Raw genomic sequence first — 20,360 nt, 5'->3', positions numbered from 1 at the left:
CTGAGAAGCAACACGTGAAGGAGCATGAAAACCATGGCGATTTGGCCGTTTGGTAAGAAAAAGAAGGCAAAGCAGGAGCAAGATGCGCAGCAGTCGATCAAGGAGACCACGACTGAAGATGCTGCTGTAGCAACCTCTGAGGACACAGACGTCTCGTCGGCTGCAGCCCAGCCGGAGGCTGAGACGCCGGCAGCCACCGGTGCGGCGGTTGCTCAGGCTCCTGGCACCACCAAGATTGAAAACTACGACCCAGTTGGTGGCTCCACCGGCCCGTTTGACGGTGATTCGGTTGAGATCGAAGACTTTGACTTCACTGATTTCTCGGATGTAACGCTGAACCTTGGTTCTGTCCGTATCCCGATGCCGAAGGGCTCTCAGGTCCAGGTTGAGATGGGGGAGCAGGGCCCGAAGATGGTCCACATTGTTACTGAGTTTGGCCGTCTGACTCCAGTGGCGTTTGCAGCCCCGCGCACCGGTGGTCTGTGGGAGGAATCCTCCGAAGAGATCGGTGAGGGGATGCGTTCTGAGGGCATGCCAATGCACTTTGAGGAGGGCCCGTGGGGGCGTGAGGTTGTTGGGGAGGGCACCAACGGCCTGATCCGCATTATTGGTGTGGAAGGCCCACGTTGGCTCTACCGTGTGACGCTTGCTGCGCCAACTGGCCGCGAGGAGCAGCTCGCACAACTTGGCCGCGAGGTTGTCGCGCGTTCCTTTATCTACCGTGGCCAGGACGCAATCCTTTCCGGCAACTCGCTTCCGGTGACTTTGCCGCAGCAGTTGGCAGCCCAGGTACAGCAGGCAGTTCAGGCTCGTGCCGCTCAGGCGCAGGGCCAGGCTGCGGGTACTACGGGTGATGCTCCGGCAACCCCGAGCCCGAATGCTTTGTCGGATGCGCTGCGCCAGATTCTGGAGCAGAGCGAAGCTAGCCGCAAGAACGACTAGTGGTGGCTGAAGCGCAACACGTCACCGTCACGGTGACACGTATGGCCCATGGTGGCGAGGGCATCGCCCAGCTTGAAGACGGTCGCGTGGTCTTCATCGCCGGCACCATCCCCGGCGACACCGTTGAGGCTCGTATTACGAAGTCCAAGAAGCGCTGGGCGCGCGCAGAACTGGTGGAGGTACGCACGCCGTCTGAGATGCGCGTGGCGCACACGTGCCCGGCAGCCGCTGCTGGTGCTGGCTGTTGCGACTTCAGCCACATTGCCCCAGAAGCGCAGCTTGGACTCAAAACAGAGATTTTGCGTGGTCAGCTGCGCGCACTCGCGCAAACGGCAAACGCAGAGGAACTGCCGATTGAGGCAGTGAGCCTTCCGCCGTCGACGCATTGGCGCACCCGAGTGCGCTTAGGCGTGGACGGCCACGGCCGCGCCGGGGTGCGCAAGGCCCGCTCGACTGAGGTTGTTACCTCCGCTACGTGTACGCAGCCGGTTGTGGGGCTTATGGATTCGTTGCCGAGTTTTAGCCCGGGTAGCGAGGTTGTTGCTGTTATGGACAGCACCGGTGCTCGCCATATTGTGCAGACCACTCGCGCTATGCGGGGCAAAAGGGTGGAACACATTAACACCGTGGTCGAGGGATCCGGTGAGGTCACGCAGCGCATTGAGGCAGGTTACGGGTCTTCGACCTTTCAGTTTCCTGCAACCGCCTTCTGGCAGGCGCACACAGCTGCGCCGAACGCTTACGCCAGAGTCATCGAGCAGTGGGGTAAAGGCACCTACAAGTCGGACGTGGCGTGGGATCTCTACGGCGGTGTCGGCGCGTTTGTACCTGCTATCCATGCGGCGACTGGCGGTGCGAGCGTAATTTCGGTGGATTACTCGCCAGCAGCAACATCGCGTACGCAGCCAGCACTAGACGGCATTGATGTGCGGGTTGTGGCTGAGAGGGTTGAGCGGGGCGTCGATAAGCTTGAAGCCCCAGGGCTTGTAGTGCTTGACCCGCCGCGAACCGGTGCGGGCGCACAGGTGGTGGCTGCGATCGCGGCGAAGGCTCCGGAGCGGGTCATTCACATTGGGTGTGACCCGGCGACCTTTGCTCGTGACGTTGCAGCGTGGCGCGAAGGCGGCTACGAAGTCAAGCGGCTCGGCTTGATCGATGCGTTTCCGAATACGCACCACTTTGAAACGATCGCAGTACTTGAACCGCGCTAAGCCCAAACGATTCTTTGCCTTAGCCGCCGCGTGTAAGATTGCGGGGAAGTTAGTAACCGATAGGAGTGCACATCAACCGTGAGACTGCTCGAGACAATCGCTTCGCCGGCAGACCTTAAGGGGCTGTCGCAGGAAGAGTTGAGCCAGCTTGCGGATGAGATTCGCCAACTTTTGATTGAAAAGGTGTCCGCTACTGGTGGTCACCTGGGCCCAAACCTGGGCGTGGTTGAGTTGACGATTGCTCTGCACCGAGTGTTTAACTCACCGCAGGATCCGTTCATTTTTGACACGTCGCATCAGTCGTATGTGCACAAGATCCTGACTGGGCGTGCGGGACAGTTTGATACGTTGCGCCAGCGCGGCGGCCTGTCCGGCTACACCTCACGCGCGGAATCAGAGCATGACTGGACGGAGTCTTCTCACGCGTCTGCATCCTTGTCTTACGCGGATGGGTTGGCAAAGGCGAAGCAGCTGCGCGGTGAAGAAGATGACCACGTGATTGCTGTGGTGGGAGATGGCGCGTTGACTGGCGGTATGTGCTGGGAGGCGTTGAACAATATTGCGGATGGGGACCGCAACGTGGTCATTGTGGTCAATGACAATGGGCGCTCCTATTCGCCGACCATCGGTGGTTTTGCGGCGAACCTGGCGCGGCTGCGTGATCAGTTTGCGCAGATTCGGATCCAGCCTGGCTATGACGAGGTGATGGAGTCCGGCAAGAAGACCCTGAAGTCTATGGGCTGGGTAGGCGAGCGGACCTTTGGCGCACTCCAGGCACTCAAAGCTGGCGTGAAGCACCAGGTGGTGCCCACGGAGATGTTCTCTGAACTGGGCATGAAATACGTCGGCCCTGTGGATGGGCACGATTTGAAGTCTTTGCTGAACGTGTTTAATTACGCCAGCACCTACCGCGGCCCGCTGATTATCCATGTGCTGACGGAAAAGGGACACGGCTTTGCCCCTGCGGTGAACAATGAGGCAGACCAAATGCACTCTACTGGTGTGATTGACCCGGTGACAGGGAAGTCGCTGTCCAAATCGGCCCCCGGTTGGACGTCGGTGTTTACCCAGGAGCTGTTGAAGGCTGGCCGTGAGCGCGATGACATCGTCGCAATTACTGCGGCGATGGCGGGGCCGACCGGCCTTGCGCCGTTTGCAGAAGAGTTCCCAGACCGCTTCTTTGACGTTGGCATTGCGGAGCAACATGCTGTGGCGTCTGCGGCGGGTCTTGCGCTTGGCGGCATGCACCCTGTGGTTGCGGTGTACTCCACGTTCCTGAACAGGGCATTTGATCAGTTGCTTATGGACGTTGCGTTGCTCAACCAACCCGTCACCCTTGTCTTAGACCGCGCAGGTGTAACGGGTACTGACGGCGCGAGCCACAACGGCGTTTGGGATATGGCGCTGACCTCGATCGTGCCTGGCATTCGAATCGCTGCGCCACGTGATCCGGAGCGTTTGCGCGAAACGTTCCGCGAGGCGATTGCGGTGGAGGACGGCCCGACGCTTGTGCGCTTCCCGAAGGGCACGGTGGCGGACAACATTGATGCCGTTGAGCGTTTGGATAGCGGCGTCGATGTGCTGCATGTACCCGCAGGTGAGGTAGATGAAGACAGCGATGACAACGTGGACGTGCTGCTGGTCGCTGTTGGTACGTTTGCGGAGTACGCCATGCAGGTGGCCCACGACCTTGCCGCCGACGGGATCCGTGTCACCGTTATAGACCCGCGCTGGGTGGTTCCGGTTTCGCCCGACATCGTATCTCTGGCCGTGGACCACGACATGGTGGTGGTCTACGAGGACGGCATCGTGCGCGGCGGTGTGGGCTCTGCAATTGGGGAAGCCCTGGCCGCGGCATCGGTAACCACACCAGTGCGCCACCTGGCATTCCCGGATATTTTCCCAGAGCATGCCTCACGCGGTGAGCTGCTGGCCCAATACGGACTTGATCCAGTCTCCGCCGCACAGCAGCTGTGCGAGTGGGTGGCCGGCCTGGAGGACTGCTAGGCCTGCGGTGCTAAGCCTGCGGGATCTCGATCGGCTCGTGCAGTGCGGCTGCTACTAGCGGCGCCGCGGTTTCTGCCTGCCACTGGCGCGCACCCGCGTCAACGAGTATGGGGATCAGGGCGTGTGTGTCTAATCCTTGTATCTGCCCACCTGATGCTTCCCATTGATTCCACAGTGCCCCGCGCAGCGTGGAGGAGGACAACAGGTTAACTCCGGGGATTCCAAGCTCCGTTGCGGCTTCCTCAATGTACTCTTTGGCCAGCTGCACCCTGGCCCAGCTCTCAGGGTATTCGCGCTTCCACTTCACAGGGGAGGGAGCCACTTTCGCTCTCCGTTCCCTTGGGGACGGCCACGTGACCTCCTCATCACTCAACGCGCGTTCAACGTAACTCATCCACGTACGGGTGATGGCATCGTCGTGGGATGGAAAACCCCGCACGCGGGAAAGCTGAACTTCGGTGGTGGGCTCAGCCCGTCCAATAGCAATCAGCACTTGGTTCGGCATGATCATGGACGGCGATACGTCAGACCCAAACGCGCGGCGTTCACGGATTGAGAACAACTCGCGGACTAACTGCAGTCCACGGGCGGTACGCACCGTGGATATCCCCTTCAAATCAAGCCAGTTTCGCTCCACGGGGGATTCGAGGCTGCGGGTATCAATCAGGTGCTCGAACTCTGCTTCCGCAAACGGGAGCACCCCTGCGGTGTCTAGAACCTCTGCAAGTGCTTCCGCGAGATCATGGAGATACAGCACGTCAAGTGCCGCGTAATCCAACCAAGCCTTTGGTAGCGGAGTTTTTGACCAGTTTTCGCGGCCATGACTCTTGTCTAGGTGCACGCCGGTGAAGTGCTTCACCATCGCGCCGAGGTTGGGGCGCGTAAAGCCCGCAAAACGTGCGGCGAGCTCAGTATCAAACAGCGTGCCGGGGTGTAGCTGCATCATGGCTAGGGCTTGCAAATCTTCACCGGCGGCGTGGATGATCCATTCTTCGCCGTTGATTACGGGCGCAAGGGCGGCGGTGAGGTGTTTGCGGTGGCCCTCCGGTGCAAGCAGGAAGGCGCCGGCGCCTCGACGGTAGATTTGGACCAAGAATGCCCGGTCATCAAAACGATAGGCAGATGCGCGCTCCGTATCTATTGCAAACGGGCCGCGGCCTTGGGCAAGTGCCCTGGCAACGCGGTGGAAGCCCGCTGGGCTATCCACATATTCATACTCTGGTCTTAGTGTCACGAAGGACTATTTTACAGCGTACGTTTACCTTTGTCCCAGCTCTGTCACACCTTCTGGAGGCAACCCGGCCACATGTGCCAGTACCTGCGAAAATGCCTCAACGTGGGGTGCGAGGTCCAAGCTGTCAGCAGTCCAAGAGGCGCGCATCTCCAACTGGTATGCCCGTGGCGGGCCTCCAATCTCACCGAAGCGAACCGATGCTGTGGAAGTTACTGTGCCGCCAAGGTTGGTAAAACCAGCGCCGCGCTGTGCTAATGACTCGTTGAGCCACTGCCACGCAACGTCGGGAAGCAAAGGATCCGACGCCACGGCATCATCCATGTCCGCCTGAATGTAGGCGACAAGGCGCATCGAGCCCTCCCACGCTTCCTCGGCGTCAGGGGAGTGCAGCAGGATAAGGCGGCCGAATGCATCGCCATCCGAATCCATGGAATCAGTGACATCCTCACCGCGATCAACCTCAAGGCCAATGGCGTGCGAATACGGCGCTGGGCGTTGTGGCGGGCGGATGGTGCCAAGAGTGATCTCTGGGCGCAGGCGAGCCGCATGCATTGACTCAACAGCCGCAGAGAACTCCGCGGGTGTCGCCGCCGGGGTGGAGTCAGATGTCGCCCCGCTGAGCGCGGCGCTGATTGAAACCGGGGCAGAGGAGGTGTCCGAGTGCTTCACAGCAATCAAAGCTATCGGTGCGCGGGCGGCTAGCCGTGGAGGCGCGCCGCTTGAGGGGTAGTACGGTAGTAGGGTGAAGTAGAACTTTCGATTGATCCCTAGAGAAAGGGTGCCCATGGCCAAGCTCGATTTTGATGCCCTAAACGCTGTGCAGCGTTACCTCCAGTTTGCGGTATTCCGCGCAATCCCCGGCGCACTGGGGCAGGACCGCAGCAAGGTTATTGAAGAGGCTCAGGCTTTCTTCACCAACCTTGAGAACGAGGGTGTTGTGACCGTTCGCGGTATCTATGACAACACCGGAATCCGCGCAGACGCTGACTTCATGATCTGGTGGCACGCAGAAGAGTTCTCCCAGCTGCAGAAGGCGCTGGCAGATTTCCGTCGTACGACGACGTTGGGTCAGCTTGTTGAGGTCAGCTGGATTGGCAACGGTGTCCACCGCCCGGCAGAGTTCAACAAGTCCCATCTGCCAAGCTTCATCATGGGTGAGGAGCCGGGCGACTGGATTACGGTCTACCCGTTCGTGCGTTCCTACGAGTGGTACCTGCTGGACCCGCAGGAGCGCCGCCGCATCCTGGCGGAGCACGGCATGGCAGCGCGTGACTTTGCAGACGTGCGCGCCAACACCGTTGAGGCGTTTACCTTGGGTGACTACGAATGGATGCTCGCATTCGAAGCGCCGACCCTGCTGCGCATCGAGGAGCTGATGCACAAGATGCGCCACACCGAGGCACGCCGCCACGTGCGTGAAGAGATCCCGTTCCAGACGGGCCGTCGTGTTGGCGACATTGCAGAGATCATTGAGATTCTGCCGTAGTTACAAACTGGGCTGCGAACTACTGCTTTGGCTCTAGCGTCATTGAGATGGAGTTGATGCAGTAGCGCAGGTCGGTGGGGGTGTTATAGCCCTCACCGGCAAACACGTGGCCGAGGTGGGAGCCACACGTGGCGCAGAGCACTTCTGTGCGGACCATGCCGTGGGAGCGGTCTTCGCGCTCGATGACCTTATCGCTGTCGGCGGGGGAGAAGAATGACGGCCAGCCGCAGTGAGATTCAAACTTTTCGGTAGAGCGGAACAACTCCTCGCCACACGCCCGGCAGTGGTAGACGCCTTCTGTAGTGGTGTTGGTGTATTCGCCAACCCCTGGGGGCTCAGTGCCAGCCTCGCGAAGTACGTAGAACTCCTCAGGCGTGAGCTTCTCGCGCCACTGCGCTTCGGTCCAGTTTTTGTAATCCGTCATGGTGTTGAAGCGTAGTCACCACAGCCCAGGTTGCGACAGCAAGGATGAAGATCGCCCACCCTGCAGTAGGGAGGAAGGTGTTGAGCCAGCCCCCAAGCGCTGGGTGGTGGGGACTCCACCAGTTTAAGGGGGAAAGGCACAGGAACGCTCCCAGCCACGCAGTCCACAGGTGCATGGGGGAATGCGTACGCACCACGGTAAACAACGCGGGGAAGAGCATCATGGAGTAGTAGGCCTGCCCCAACGAGGACAACAGGCACACACCTGCAAGGAGCACGGCAGAGCTCACTGTGAGCCAGAGCCACTGATCAACGTTTCGCCAGCGCAACAAGGCCAGCACGGCAATAGCCACAGCGGCCGCAAAGAAGAGGAACAGCACGCGGTGCATCCAGTCTGGCATGCCAAAGTAGACGGCAAAGCCGGCAAGGGAAGAGTTGGCATAATCGCGCGTAATGCCCAAGTACGGCACGAGTTTGGTTACGTAATCGTTTGCTCCGGGGGTAAGCGGCCAGGCAATTGCGTTCATCACTACAGGGACAATCACCGCGGCAATCACGCTGCGCCAGCGGAACAGGAAAAACGGCAGCGCCACAAGGGGCAGAAACATTGGCTTGACCAAGATCGCCAGACCTAAGACCACACCAGCAGCGATGTCACGGCGCGCCATCGTCAGCGCAAGAAATGCCGTCAGTGCGAGCAGCAGGATGCCGTTGATATTTGAAAACACAAGGGTGTTGGTCACGGCCTCCGTGGCAAAGGCCAACGCCAATGCGATGGGAAACATCGGGTGTTTCAGCCCATAGCCGCTGAGACGAGTAAGCCGAGCAAGGGCAGCAATGATGGCAACTGCGTTGGCCAGGATAAACCACGGCCGCGCCGCATCCACACTGGTGATCAGCCCCAGCGGCGAGAGCAGCAAGGTAGCGCCCGGGTTGTACAAGTAGTGGGGGTTAACGTGGTGATAGATCTCGTTGTACACCGGCACACGCTCCACGAAGCGGCGGGCGGCCGACCACACGGTGGTGAAATCGTCTGTCACCGACCCGGTTCGTGCAAGCACAATGAGCCTGTGCAGGATCAGGCAAAGTGCGATGGGCCAGGCAAAGGCGTTTGCTGCTTTCACTCGCATTACCGTACCCGCCGCAGCCGGGTAAAGATCATGGCGCGCTGGTCCACGGTGGCATCTTCCACCTCAAAGCGCCGCACGTAGTTACGGTTCCGGTCAAGCTCAAGGCCCCAGGGGCCATCCTGACTGCCGACGCTTACGTCAACCGTCACATGCAACACATCAATCAAATCCGCGTCCAGCATCTGTGCGTAGAGGTGCGGTCCGCCCTCACAAAGAATGCGGGCAAATCCGAGATTCCGTAGCGCCCGCACGATGCTGGCCGCCGATCCGTCGCCAGAACTCACAATCGTTGCGCCGAGATTCTCGAGGGGGCGGATGGTGGGGGTACGTGTGGCGTCGGCAAGCGAACGCTCCGGGGCGACAATGATGAGGCGCTCGGTGCCAAAGATGGGAAGCGAGGGGTCGAGCTCCAGTGAGCGCGTAACCACCGCAATGGGGGTAGCAGAGGGACCGTACTGCTCGGCGGCCACTGTGCCGGCGCCAACCAGGACACAGTCTGACCACTGTCGAAGCGCTGCAAGCAGCTTGGAGTCTGTCGCGTTGCCCAACTCGCCGGATGTACCTTTGCGGGCGAAGGCCCCGAACAGCGTGTTGATTGCCACCGCGCGTAGCTCTGGCTCGCCTGGTGCTTGCGTGGGGCCTATCAGCTGGGCCATGTGTGGGGAAGCGGGCATGGAAAAAGAATAACCTCGGTAAAACTTTCGCTTTACCGAGGCTGTGTGATTGGAGGTGGATACGGGAATCGAACCCGTGTACACGGTTTTGCAGACCGTTGCCTAACCACTCGACCAATCCACCGTGGAGCGGATGACGAGACTCGAACTCGCGACCCTCACCTTGGCAAGGTGATGCGCTACCAACTGCGCTACATCCGCGTGCGCGATACTGGGATTGAACCAGTGACCTCTTCCGTGTCAGGGAAGCGCTCTCCCGCTGAGCTAATCGCGCGGGAAAAGTCCCACTAGGGGACTTGGAGCGGATGACGAGACTCGAACTCGCGACCCTCACCTTGGCAAGGTGATGCGCTACCAACTGCGCTACATCCGCATTGCACTGTGCTGTACCGTTTCGGCTTCACCGTTTGGGTGACTGCGTTGTGCGAGATAGAACATTAACCCCTTTGGCTGCCAATAGACAAATCGCCAGGTTAGGCGGGGTTTGTGTTGCGGGATTCGGTGTGAAGATGGGCTGTTTGCAGCCAATGCATCACACCGGTGTCATTTCTCGGCGCTAGTCGTAGGTTGTTGAGGCAGGGTATGAGGCGGGTTTTGGGGCGGGGTTTGGGTTACTGAGCTGGCGATTCGGCTGCAGTGGCGTTGCGGTGTAACATACCCATCTGTTCGGTCCTATGGCTCAGTGGAAGAGCGTTCCGTTCACACCGGAAAGGTCGCTGGTTCGATCCCAGCTAGGACCACCAGATGTAAAAGCTCCGACAGACAGTGTTCTGCCGGAGCTTTTCCGTTTCCCGCTGCGTATCTTGGTGCCGTTGCTGGTGATCTACCCCGCAATAGGGGTGTACTAAGTGTCTACCCCCGGGCACTATGGTGAGTAGCAAGCGAAAACGATTCAGTGACCGGAAGGATTTCACCGCAACATGAGTCGCAACATGAGCCACCACATGAGCTCAGGCCGGGGTGTAGGCCGTGTTTCCAAATTCGCAGCTGCAGCTGTTGTAGCTGGTGCGCTAGCCGCCAGCACCCCTGCGGCATTGGCGCATGACGCAGTTATCGGCGGTTCACCCGCTGATAAAGAGGTGGTTACCGCATTTCCTACCACCCTTGAGCTGGAGTTCTCCGGTTTTCCTAAAGAGGGCTTTAGCACCATCGCATTGTCGCGAGACGTAGACGGTAAGCCGGAAGTGCTTTTTAGCGGCGAGCCTACGATTGAACAGAACTTCGTTCGCCTCGATTTGCCCGATGGCTTGGACGTTGAGCCGGGCAATTACCGCATTGGCTTCCAGATCATTTCTTCCGACGGGCACGCAACGAAGGGTATGACCACGTTTACGTTTAACCCGACCGGTGAGCCGCTGGCCGAAGCGGCTGAATCCACACCGGACACCACATCGGACACAGCGACCGAGACAGCCGCCGATGAAGGTAACTCCAGCATGCGCCTCGTGTTGGCGATTGTCGGCTTGCTCGTTGTTGCAGGTGCTGCGGTAGCGGCTCTTGGAAAACTTCGTAAAGGACAGGGGCAGTAAAAGTGGCGGTTTCTAGGAGGGGGTTTCTCGCGGGTGGGGTTGTCGTGGCGTCGGCAAGCATGGCTACTGCCTGCGGTGATACTGATGCACCCGTAGGTGTTCCCAGTAACTCTGAGCCGAACGATCAGCCGCTGAAGAAATCCACGGTTGCATTCGATGGGCCACACCAGGCGGGTATTTCGACGCCGACGCAGGCTTCGCTGAACATGATTGGCTTCAACCTGCGCGAGGGGGTGGAGGCGAAAGGGATTCGCAACCTTATGCGGCTGTGGACTGAGGATGCTCGTGAGATGGCCGCCGGCCGTAACCCCTTGGGCAGCCTGGAGCCCGAGATGCTGGAGTGGCCGGCAAACCTGACGTTCACTGTGGGCTTTGGTGAGCGGGTTTTCGATATCGCCGCGCCTGAGAAGAAGCCGAGCTGGTTGCACCCGATTCCGGACATGCAGCACGATCAGCTGCGTGAGGAATGGGGACAAACCGATCTTGTTCTGCAGATCTGCGCTGATGACCCGGTGATGTGTGCCTGGGCGATGCGCCATATGGTGCGTGCCAGCGTGGATTACGTGGACATTGGCTGGGTGCAGCAAGGCTTTGCCAATGCGTACGGGGCCATTCCGAAGGGCCAGACCCCGCGCAACCTCTTCGGCCAGATTGACGGCACGGTCAACCCTTACTCGGAAGAGGAATACGCCGAGCAGGTGTTTGCCGATGATGGCTCCACCTCCATGGTGATCCGCCGCATTGAGATGGACCTGGATGATTGGGAGAAGCTCGACCGCGTCTCCAGGGAGGAGTCAGTGGGCCGCACGCTTGATGACGGTGCGCCGCTTTCCGGTGGCGACGAGTTCACCCCAGCCGACTTCGAGAAAATCGATGACTTTGGCTTGCGTGTGATTGACCCGAATTCCCACATGGCGCGAGCGGCTGCACCTGCGGACCACCCGGAGCAGAAGTTCAAGCGCCGCCCGTACAACTATTACCTGCCGCCGGAGGCTGGCCTGATCTTTGTGGCCTTCCAGAAAGACCCGGACATACAGTTCACGCCGGTGCAGCAGCGGCTGGATGAGATCGACCGGCTCAACGAGTGGACTACGGCGATTGGTTCCGCCGTGTACTGGATTGCGCCGGGTACTGACCCGGAATCTGCAGACCGGGCCTACTGGGGTCAGTCGGTTTTGTCATAGCATCCGGGGTAGGATTGCAAACCGCATTGTAAACGGGGCGCGTCCAGGTATGACGTTCCCCTTGAGGCGCAAAGGAGCGCACCTGGCTATGGCAGAAGCAACAGCAACGCAGATTTTGGAGTTTGAGCCGTTTGAGGTTCCCGCCGGCACACCTGTTGGTGCCGCAATGCGGGAGCTCAACCTGCCGAACAAGGGTGAGCAGGCCATCGTGGTTGTCCAGGATGTAGAGGGCAACCTGAAGGACCTGTCGCACGTGCCGGAGGAAACCGCGACGTTTACGCCGGTTCCGGCCAATACTGAGTTGGGCCGCTCCGTGATCCGCCACTCCTGCGCACACGTGCTTGCCCAGGCTGTCCAGGCCGAGTTCCCCGGCACCAAGCTGGGCATTGGCCCGGCGATTAATGACGGCTTCTATTACGACTTTGACGTTGCCGAGCCGTTTACTCCTGAGGACTTGAAGACGCTTGAGCGTCGGATGAAGAAGATCATCAAACAGGGGCAGAAGTTCGCTCGCGGCGTGTTCGCCTCCCAGGAAGAAGCCGCAGAGCGTTTGGCAGACGAGCCCTACAAGCTTGAGCTGATCCAGGACAAGGGCAACGTGGACCCGGACTCGGATGAGGCGACCGAGGTAGGTGCTGGCGAGCTGACCTACTACGACAACCTGAACCCACGCACGGGTGAGGTTGAGTGGTCTGACCTGTGCCGTGGCCCGCATATTCCCACCACCAAGTACATCCCGGCGTTTTCGCTGACCCGTTCCTCGGCGGCCTACTGGCGTGGTGACCAGAACAACGCTGGTTTGCAGCGCATCTACGGCACGGCGTGGGAGTCCACCGAGAAGCTGGATGAGTACCTGACCATGCTGGCCGAGGCGGAGAAGCGTGACCACCGCCGCCTGGGCAATGAGATGGACTTGTTCTCCTTCCCGGATGAGGTTGGTTCTGGCCTGCCGGTGTTCCACCCGGATGGCGGCATTGTGCGCATGGTGATGGAGCAGCACTCGCGTGAGCGCCACGTGGCTGCTGGCTACTCCTTTGTAAACACCCCGCACGTGACCAAGGGTGACCTGTTTAAGAAGTCGGGTCACCTGGATTGGTACGCCGAGGGCATGTTCCCGCCGATGAAGCTGGACGGCGAGGTAGATGATGAAGGCAATGTGACCAAGCAGCCGGTTGACTACTACGTCAAGCCGATGAACTGCCCGATGCACAACCTCATCTTCGACTCCCGTGGTCGTTCCTACCGTGAGCTACCGCTGCGCCTATTTGAGTTCGGTACCGTGTACCGCTACGAGAAGTCCGGTGTGGTGCATGGCCTGACACGCGCCCGTGGCTTTACCCAGGATGACGCACACATTTACTGCACCGAGGAGCAGCTGGAAGAAGAACTGACCAGCGTGCTGGAGTTCATTATCTCGCTGTTGCAGGACTACGGCCTGGATGACTTCTACCTGGAGCTTTCCACTAAGGACCCGGAGAAGTACATCGGTGATGATGCAATCTGGGAGCGCTCCACCAACATCTTGCAGTCTGTGGCTGAGAAGTCCGGCCTGGAGCTGGTGCCGGATCCAGCCGGTGCGGCGTTCTACGGTCCGAAGATTTCGGTGCAGGCCCGCGACGCCATTGGTCGTACGTGGCAGATGTCTACGGTGCAGCTGGACTTCAACCTGCCGGAGCGCTTTGACCTGCAGTACACCTCCTCGGATGGCTCCAAGAAGCGCCCGGTAATGATCCACCGCGCACTGTTTGGTTCCATTGAGCGTTTCTTCGGCGTGCTGTTGGAGCACTACGCTGGCGCCTTCCCGGCATGGCTGGCCCCGCACCAGGTGGTTGGCATTCCGGTGGCGGACGCGTTTGCGGATCACCTTGAGGGCGTTGTTGGCCAGCTACGTGCTCGTGGCCTGCGCGCTGAGGTAGACCATTCAGATGACCGCATGCAGAAGAAGATCCGCACCCACACCACCGGCAAGGTACCGTTCATGCTGCTCGCGGGTGAGCGTGACGTGGATGCGAACGCGGTGAGCTTCCGCTTCCTCGACGGCAGCCAGATCAACGGCGTGCCCGTTGATGAGGCTGTGGAATTGATCGCCGCTTGGGTTGGCGAGAAGATCAACGATCAGCCGAACGAGGCCGCAATTGCAGCGCGACGCGGCTAATAACCCGCCTTACGTTGACCAGGGCGCAGGCGACGAGGATCGCCTTGTGCGCCTCTGGGCACCGTATAGGTCGGCGTATATTGCGCGTCATGCGTCTGCAAGCAAGAAAAGCTCCGATCCTTTCCTAGACATCCCGAAGATGGACGATGAGGATGGGCTGATTGTTGCGCGCGGCAAGCACGTGTACGCGGTGCTCAACCTGTACCCGTACAACTCTGGCCACATGATGGTGGTGCCGTACCGCAAGGTTGCTGAGCTGGAAAACCTTACCGATGAGGAGACCGCAGAGCTCGGCGAGTTTGCCAAGCTTGCAGTGCGGACCTTGAAGCATGTGTCACGGCCCGAAGCGATCAACGTGGGGCTCAACCTTGGCAAAGCCTCAGGTGGGTCAGTGGGAGACCACCTGCATCTACACGTTGTGCCGCGGTGGTCCGGAGACAGTAACTTTATGACTGTCGTTGGCGGCACGAAGGTATTGCCGCAGCTGCTGCGTGATACGAGGCAGCTGCTTGCAGATGGCTGGGCGGAAGTGGCATCGACCCCGCAGACTTCACCGACGCGATCGAACACACCCGAATCGGAGACAGACAATGCTTAGTGTGCATGGGCGTAAACCGGCACGCCGTTTCGTGGAACCGGTAGCCAAAGCCCTGCTGAATGCCGGTGTGAGTGCGAACATAACCACGGTGGTTGGCACCGTTGTCGCAGTGACGTTGTCTGCGGTGCTTATTCCGGCCGACTACTTGGTGGCAGCGGCCATTGCCATTGGGCTGTTTTCGGCGTTTGACATGGTTGACGGCACGATGGCGCGCCTTAGCGGCGGGGGAACGGCCTATGGCGCCACGCTGGATGCAAGTTGTGACCGTATTACAGACGGAGCGCTGTTTGGCGCTATCGCCATGTGGCTGATCTACGTAGACCACGCACACCCGGCACACGTCGCAGCGTGTTTGGCTGTGCTGGTGCTCAGCCAAACCATCAGCTACATCAAGGCGCGTGCTGAGGCCGGCGGCATCAAAATTGTCGGTGGGCTGGTGGAGCGACCAGAGCGCCTGATTGTGGCGCTGGTGGGCTTGGGCCTTGAAGGCTTTGGGGTGCCGCACGCGGTAGAAGTTGCCGTGTGGTTGCTGCTGGTGGGATCCGTGTTCACAGTGGTGCAACGCTTGATGATTGCTGCGCGTGATCCGCGAGCGATGGCTCCGTTGGCACCGCCGCCTGGAGCGTGAGGCGTAGATGGGGGCTGAAAATCTCGTTGCTTATGGCTACTTGGCAGGGTGGCGCCTTGTCGGTGCACTGCCGAGGCGCGTGACCTGGCCGCTCTTTCGCTTCGGCGCTGACCAACTCAGCGATTACGGCCGCGGCATGGAGCAGCTCCGCAGAAATCTGGCCCGCGTGGTGGGCCCTGGGCATGTCACACGCCGACTTGTGCGCGATGCCATGCGTTCCTACGCTCGCTACTGGATGGAGGCCTTTCGCCTGCCACGTATTGCCACCGATGATGCGCTGCTCAACCGCTACAGTGCGGGCGTCGAGGGGTTGGAGCATCTCGAAGCGGCACTGGCTAAGGGCAAGGGCGTTGTGCTCACCCTGCCGCACTCCGGCAACTGGGACTTTGCCGGCCTGTTCCTTACTCGCAACTACGGCAGTTTCACCACCGTCGCTGAGCGTGTCAAGCCTGAAGTCTTGTTTGATGCCTTCGTGGACTACCGGGAGTCTTTAGGTTTCGAGGTAGTGCCGCTAACAGGCGGGCCGGTCACTCCATTTGCGCGCCTGAAAGAGGTTCTGGAAGCCGGCGGCATCGTGTGTCTGATGGGGGAGCGCGACTTTTCTGGTCGTGGCGTTGCGGTGACGTTCTTCGGTGAGGAGACGACGTTTCCGGTAGGGCCTGCAAAGCTGGCGATGGATACGGGCGCTGAACTTCTGGTTGCCCACTCCTGGTTCACTGACGGTGTGCGTGGTCAGGGCGGATGGGGGTTGAAGGTGGACCCGCCGATTGCCGTGGACACGCTTGAAAAGACAACCCAGCGCGTCGCTGACCACTTCGCTGCCAACATCGCCGCCCACCCGGCAGATTGGCACATGCTGCAGCCGCTGTGGCCTGCGGATAAAGACCGCAGGCGGAAACAGGAGGGGAGCTAGACATGCGCATTGGCATGGTGTGTCCCTACTCCTTTGATGAGCCCGGTGGCGTGCAGGCGCACGTGTTGGATCTGGCGCAGACCCTGATTGCCCGCGGCCACGAGGTGCGGGTACTCGGTCCAGCCTCCGAGGACACGGATCTGCCCGACTTTGTCACCCGCGGCGGGCCCGCTGTTGCCGTGCCGTATAACGGTTCCGTTGCCAGGCTTTCGCTCGGCCCACATATGCGGCGTGTAACCCGACAGTTCATTGCACGAGGCGAGTTTGACGTCTTGCATGTCCACGAGCCGAATGCGACAAGCTTCTCGTTGGCGGCACTGCGTTACGCTGATGGCCCAATCGTGGCTACCTACCACGCGTCTGCAGCTTCTTCGGTGGCGCTGAAAGCCGCACTGCCGATCCTTCGCGCCAACTTGGAGAAGGTCAGCGGCGGTATTGCGGTCTCCGAAATGGCTCGGCGTTGGCAGGTGGAACAGGTAGGCACAGACCCGGTTGTGATTCCCAACGGCGTGGATACTTCGCGTTTTGCCGCGCACTGTGGTGAGCCGAACGATTCGCGTGAGGTTGAGATCGTCTTTCTCGGCAGGTTGGATGAGCCGAGGAAGGGGTTGGAGGTGTTGCTCGCGGGCGTCGATAAGCTGAAAAGCCCCGAGGGATCACTGCGGGTGACGGTGATGGGGGGTGGGGCTGAGCGCTCGCACCCGGGGGTGGAGTTTATGGGGCGTGTCACCGAGGAAGAGAAAGCCCGCGTGCTGGGGCGAGCCGACATTTACGTGGCGCCGAACACGGGTGGGGAGTCTTTCGGCATTGTGCTGGTTGAGGCCATGGCGGCAGGGTGTGCGGTGGTGGCAAGTGACTTGGAAGCGTTTGCCGCAGTGGTTGATGCGCAGAGTGACACGCCTGCTGGCCTGTTGTTTCCTATCGGTGATGCTGATGGTTTAGCTAGGCAGGTGCAGTTGCTTATCGACGATCCACGCACCCGCAACACCCTCATCACCGCAGGTAAGCGCCGCGCAGCTCTCTACGACTGGGAGCGAGTGGCGAGCCAAGTGCTGGCCGTGTACGAAACGGTTGCCACAGGACAGATTGTGACGGTGTCCAAGTGAGCACCACGGTGATCTGGGTTGTGGTGGCGATCTTGCTGACGCTGTTTGCTGCATGGGCGTATTTCACTGCGCGCCGTCTGGACCGGCTGCACATTCGCTTGGATCGCTCGCGTGCGGCATTGCAAGCAGCCCTGGATAGACGCTGTGCCGTACTTGCCGTGACTTGCCCAGAGCTAGCAGCCGATGCCCATGCTGTTGAAGAGATTCGGATGAGCGCTGGCAATCTCACCGACAGGCTGGACGCTGAGTCAGGGCTACGTCCGCGCGCGGCAGGTTGTGAGGGGGCAGAGCTGCAGGATGCTGACACACGCGTACTGCTTGCGCTGCGCTTTTACAACGATGCCGTAGCTGATACGCGCGCGCTTCGCCTTCGACCTGTGGTGCGTACGCTGCGGCTTGGCGGCACAGCTGCGCTTCCGGAATACGCTGCGCTGCCGCTGTAGATCCAGCTGTGATGCGTTGTAGGCTTGCCTGTCATGGAAAGCATCCGTGAGTTAGAGCGAGTCTTAACACTCAAACAGGTTGGCCCAACCACGTTTGAGGGCCCCGCGATGAATGCCCTGGTGTTTGTCCGCATGTTTGGTGGTCACCTTGCGGCCCAGGCGCTGGCAGCGGCAAGCGCAACCATTGGAGACGGCAAATACGTGCATTCTTTGCACAGTTACTTCCTGCGGCCTGCTGAGGCTGACTTGCCCGTGCGCTACGAGGTGCTCCCGCTTCGCGACGGCCGCAGCTACGCCCTACGCACCGTGCAGGCTTACCAAGGCGAGAAGTTGTGCTTTGTGTTGAGCGCGAGTTTCCACCACAACCTGGACGAGGGACCGGAGCACGCCGAGCAAATGCCGGATGTCCCACGCCCGGAGGCAATTGCCCCTGGAGGGAAGATTCCGAGCGGTGTGCCGGATGCGGAAAAGGAGTTCCACGAGTGGGACATCCGCGACGTACCTATCGAAAGCAATGCACAAGACGCGACCACGGTCAGCGGACGGAGCCTGTGGTTTCGCTACCGCCACCAGCTGCCTGACACGGATGTCTTTCATGCCCAGGCGCTGACGTATCTGACGGACATGACGCTGCTCTACACCTCGTTGCAGGCGCACCCGGAGGCGAAGGTTCAGTTGGCGTCGTTGGACCACAACATGTGGTTCTTGCGCCCGGTGCGGGTCGATGATTGGTTGCTGTACAGGCAGTCGTCGCCATCAGCAGGCAGTGGGCGGGCGCTGACCCAGGGCAAAATTTTTGATGCTGCCGGCAACCTCGTTGCGGTGATTGTCCAGGAGGGGCTTGCACGCAACCTTCGCGAAGGCGCGACCCAGGTGCCGATGCGCGGTAAATGATCGGTGCTAGTGATCCGTGCCGGTGATGCGTGGTTAGCCAGAATTGGCTGCAGCGTATACTGGCATGCCGAGAACAAAACTTCCGAGCGAAAAGGGGTGCGAGATGGCAGGCCATTCAAAGTGGGCTACTACCAAGCACAAGAAGGCAGCAAATGACGCGAAGCGTTCCAAGCTGTGGGCGAAGCTGATTAAAGACATTGAGGTTGCGGCCCGTACGGGCGGTGGCGACCCAGCTGCGAACCCGACGCTGGATGACATGATCCGCAAGGCCAAGAAGGCCTCCGTGCCCAACGACAACATTGAGCGCGCACGTAAGCGTGGCTCTGGTGAGATTGCTGGCGGCTCTAACTATGAGACCGTGATGTATGAGGGCTACGGCACCAACGGTGTCGCAGTGCTGATTGAGTGTCTGACGGATAACCGCAACCGCGCGGCAACTGAGGTCCGCACCGCCATGACGAAGAATGGCGGCAACCTGGGTGAGTCCGGTTCTGTTGGCTACATGTTTGAACGCACCGGCATTGTCACCATCCAAAAGGGCGAGCTGACTGAGGACGATGTGCTGATGGCCGTCCTGGACGCTGGCGCTGAGGAAGTCAATGACCTCGGTGAGCTGTTTGAGATCACCTGCCAGCCGACCGACCTTCCGGCCGTACGTGAGGCACTAGCAGCCGAGAACATTGAGGTGGAAGATTCCGAGCAGGAGTTCCGCGCCGACGTTGAGGTTGATCTGGATCTTGAAGGCGCAAAGAAGATGATGAAGCTCATCGACGCGCTTGAAGAGTCGGATGATGTGCAAAACGTCTACACCAACATGAACATCTCGGACGAGGTTGCTGAGCAACTGGAGGATTAGTGTGAACAAGCGGCTGACTGTCGCACTCTCGGCGTGTGCTTTGGCCGCGGGTGCGCTGCTGCCCGCGGGCTGTAGTGCAGTGGGCAGCCAACAGGCGCTGCCCGTGCCCGAAAGTCCGGTGTTTACAAGCATTGCGGGACCTGAACCCGACTCTGACGCCTTAGAGCCGCGCCAAGAACCTGGTCCTGTTTCACCCCCGGTTGACGCTGGCGCCTTGGTTGGTAACCAGCAACGCAGCTGGCCGGGTGGAGTGGATGACTCCGTGCATGCGGAACCAGGGACGGTGAATCCAGACGTCTTTTTGGGACGCCCTGCGCATACCCCAATTGGCCACGACGGCGATTTTCCAGGAGATGCTGGTCTGAAGGACGGATCCTGCGACGCGTTCAAGGGTCTTGAGGGGCAAACCCAGCAGCAGTACGTCAACGCTCGCTACATGGTGGTCAACGACCAAGCTGGCCCCACTAAGGCGGTACGCGCGGTGCCTCGCGGTTATGCACATTCGCCCGCAGGTGCCCTCGTTGCAGCGATGAACACGGCAACGTTCCACCCAAATAGTGGTGATGAGGTAGCTGCAGAATCGTATGAGCAGCTGGCTAAGTCTTCAGCGTTGGCAAAGCAGCTGCGTGAAGAGGGCGGGCATGAAAACCCTGAGCAGTACGCAACTTCGCGTTTCCTCACCATGCCTGCGCCGGTGGCGTACAAGATTCTGCAGTGTGAGAAAGACTTCGTGCAGGTTGAGTTGGCTATCTTCTTTGAGCCTGACCAACTTGAACGTGAAGACGAACTGTTGGTTGGCCGTATTGGCATGCGCTGGGTTGACGGTGACTGGGTAGGAGACTTCTCGGGCAAAGCCGATGAAGAGGTCTTCCAGCACGGTCGACACGATCTGGACGGGTTTACGTACATCGACTACGTCTAAACCACATGTGGTAGAACATACGTGT

20 protein-coding genes and 5 tRNA genes are annotated in these 20,360 nt (G+C 59.9%); 16 read left to right on the top strand and 9 right to left on the bottom strand.

Annotation, left to right across the window (positions count from 1 at the left end; genetic code table 11):
• Positions 1-33: 33 nt before the first annotated feature.
• The 3 genes from I6I71_RS10080 (at position 34) to dxs (ending at position 4,160) form a co-directional block, all read left to right on the top strand.
• Positions 34-942, top strand: a complete 909-nt coding sequence (locus I6I71_RS10080; RefSeq protein ID WP_201820782.1) for a DUF3710 domain-containing protein — start codon at positions 34-36, stop codon at positions 940-942.
• A 2-nt stretch (positions 943-944) separates the two neighbouring features.
• Positions 945-2,153: a class I SAM-dependent RNA methyltransferase gene (locus tag I6I71_RS10075; protein WP_330910976.1), complete on the top strand. Its 1,209-nt coding sequence runs from the start codon at positions 945-947 to the stop codon at positions 2,151-2,153.
• Between the two features lie 78 nt (positions 2,154-2,231).
• Positions 2,232-4,160, top strand: coding sequence for a 1-deoxy-D-xylulose-5-phosphate synthase (dxs, locus tag I6I71_RS10070; protein WP_201820780.1), 1,929 nt, complete (start codon positions 2,232-2,234; stop codon positions 4,158-4,160).
• Between the two features lie 10 nt (positions 4,161-4,170).
• Here the strand turns inward: dxs and I6I71_RS10065 are convergent, their stop codons facing one another.
• Positions 4,171-5,394, bottom strand: coding sequence for an HRDC domain-containing protein (locus I6I71_RS10065; protein ID WP_201820779.1), 1,224 nt, complete (start codon positions 5,392-5,394; stop codon positions 4,171-4,173).
• 24 nt (positions 5,395-5,418) lie between these two features.
• Positions 5,419-6,027, bottom strand: a complete 609-nt coding sequence (locus I6I71_RS10060) for a DUF3000 domain-containing protein (RefSeq protein ID WP_052206343.1) — start codon at positions 6,025-6,027, stop codon at positions 5,419-5,421.
• 151 nt (positions 6,028-6,178) lie between these two features.
• Here I6I71_RS10060 and hemQ point away from each other — a divergent pair, with 151 nt between their 5' ends.
• Positions 6,179-6,880: a hydrogen peroxide-dependent heme synthase gene (gene hemQ, locus I6I71_RS10055; protein WP_101734327.1), complete on the top strand. Its 702-nt coding sequence runs from the start codon at positions 6,179-6,181 to the stop codon at positions 6,878-6,880.
• Positions 6,881-6,899: 19 nt separating this feature from the next.
• Here the strand turns inward: hemQ and msrB are convergent, their stop codons facing one another.
• The 7 genes from msrB to I6I71_RS10020 form a co-directional block, all read right to left on the bottom strand.
• Positions 6,900-7,304: a peptide-methionine (R)-S-oxide reductase MsrB gene (gene msrB / locus I6I71_RS10050; protein WP_101734326.1), complete on the bottom strand. Its 405-nt coding sequence runs from the start codon at positions 7,302-7,304 to the stop codon at positions 6,900-6,902.
• On the bottom strand, positions 7,249-8,427 hold the full coding sequence (locus I6I71_RS10045) for a glycosyltransferase family 87 protein (RefSeq protein WP_236587306.1): 1,179 nt from the start codon (positions 8,425-8,427) through the stop codon (positions 7,249-7,251). The genes msrB and I6I71_RS10045 overlap by 56 nt, the downstream gene beginning before the upstream one ends.
• A 5-nt stretch (positions 8,428-8,432) precedes the next feature.
• Complete coding sequence (locus I6I71_RS10040) at positions 8,433-9,107, bottom strand: dihydrofolate reductase family protein (protein WP_201820777.1); 675 nt, start codon at positions 9,105-9,107, stop codon at positions 8,433-8,435.
• Between the two features lie 50 nt (positions 9,108-9,157).
• Positions 9,158-9,231, bottom strand: a tRNA-Cys gene (locus I6I71_RS10035).
• 1 nt (position 9,232) lies between these two features.
• Positions 9,233-9,308, bottom strand: a tRNA-Gly gene (locus I6I71_RS10030).
• Position 9,309: 1 nt separating this feature from the next.
• Positions 9,310-9,381: transfer RNA gene (locus I6I71_RS10025), tRNA-Val, on the bottom strand.
• Positions 9,382-9,404: 23 nt separating this feature from the next.
• Positions 9,405-9,480 (bottom strand) — tRNA-Gly (locus I6I71_RS10020).
• Positions 9,481-9,775: 295 nt separating this feature from the next.
• Between I6I71_RS10020 and I6I71_RS10015 the strand changes: the two genes are divergently transcribed.
• The 12 genes from I6I71_RS10015 (at position 9,776) to I6I71_RS09960 (ending at position 20,335) form a co-directional block, all read left to right on the top strand.
• A tRNA-Val gene (locus I6I71_RS10015) sits at positions 9,776-9,850 on the top strand.
• 177 nt (positions 9,851-10,027) lie between these two features.
• Positions 10,028-10,636: a copper resistance CopC family protein gene (locus I6I71_RS10010; RefSeq protein ID WP_236587305.1), complete on the top strand. Its 609-nt coding sequence runs from the start codon at positions 10,028-10,030 to the stop codon at positions 10,634-10,636.
• A 59-nt stretch (positions 10,637-10,695) separates the two neighbouring features.
• Complete coding sequence (locus I6I71_RS10005; protein WP_052206346.1) at positions 10,696-11,820, top strand: Dyp-type peroxidase; 1,125 nt, start codon at positions 10,696-10,698, stop codon at positions 11,818-11,820.
• 88 nt (positions 11,821-11,908) lie between these two features.
• Positions 11,909-13,975: a threonine--tRNA ligase gene (thrS, locus tag I6I71_RS10000; RefSeq protein WP_052204023.1), complete on the top strand. Its 2,067-nt coding sequence runs from the start codon at positions 11,909-11,911 to the stop codon at positions 13,973-13,975.
• Positions 13,956-14,573 carry an ATP adenylyltransferase gene (locus I6I71_RS09995; RefSeq protein ID WP_052204025.1) on the top strand — a complete coding sequence of 206 codons (618 nt, stop codon included), beginning with the start codon at positions 13,956-13,958 and terminating at the stop codon, positions 14,571-14,573. The genes thrS and I6I71_RS09995 overlap by 20 nt, the downstream gene beginning before the upstream one ends.
• Positions 14,566-15,201 (top strand): phosphatidylinositol phosphate synthase, encoded by a 636-nt coding sequence (gene pgsA, locus I6I71_RS09990; RefSeq protein ID WP_201820776.1) that lies wholly within the window; start codon positions 14,566-14,568, stop codon positions 15,199-15,201. The genes I6I71_RS09995 and pgsA overlap by 8 nt, the downstream gene beginning before the upstream one ends.
• Positions 15,202-15,208: 7 nt before the next feature.
• Entirely contained in the window at positions 15,209-16,114 is a 906-nt protein-coding gene (locus tag I6I71_RS09985) for a phosphatidylinositol mannoside acyltransferase (RefSeq protein WP_201820775.1), read from the top strand.
• Positions 16,115-16,116: 2 nt separating this feature from the next.
• Entirely contained in the window at positions 16,117-17,220 is a 1,104-nt protein-coding gene (locus tag I6I71_RS09980; protein ID WP_201820774.1) for a glycosyltransferase family 4 protein, read from the top strand.
• Entirely contained in the window at positions 17,217-17,663 is a 447-nt protein-coding gene (locus I6I71_RS09975) for a hypothetical protein (protein ID WP_201820772.1), read from the top strand. Before I6I71_RS09980 ends, I6I71_RS09975 begins: the two co-directional genes overlap by 4 nt.
• A 33-nt stretch (positions 17,664-17,696) precedes the next feature.
• Positions 17,697-18,557: an acyl-CoA thioesterase gene (locus tag I6I71_RS09970; RefSeq protein WP_201820770.1), complete on the top strand. Its 861-nt coding sequence runs from the start codon at positions 17,697-17,699 to the stop codon at positions 18,555-18,557.
• A gap of 103 nt (positions 18,558-18,660) precedes the next feature.
• A complete protein-coding gene (locus I6I71_RS09965; protein WP_052204039.1) occupies positions 18,661-19,413 on the top strand; it encodes a YebC/PmpR family DNA-binding transcriptional regulator in 753 nt (250 codons plus the stop codon).
• Position 19,414: 1 nt separating this feature from the next.
• A complete protein-coding gene (locus I6I71_RS09960; protein WP_201820768.1) occupies positions 19,415-20,335 on the top strand; it encodes a hypothetical protein in 921 nt (306 codons plus the stop codon).
• Positions 20,336-20,360 lie beyond the last annotated feature (25 nt).

Origin of the sequence: Corynebacterium riegelii (assembly GCF_016728505.1) — a bacterium.
In the GTDB taxonomy this organism is placed as follows: domain Bacteria; phylum Actinomycetota; class Actinomycetes; order Mycobacteriales; family Mycobacteriaceae; genus Corynebacterium; species Corynebacterium riegelii.
Note: the sequence above shows the minus strand (reverse complement) of the source record. Positions and strands in the feature narration are given on the sequence as shown.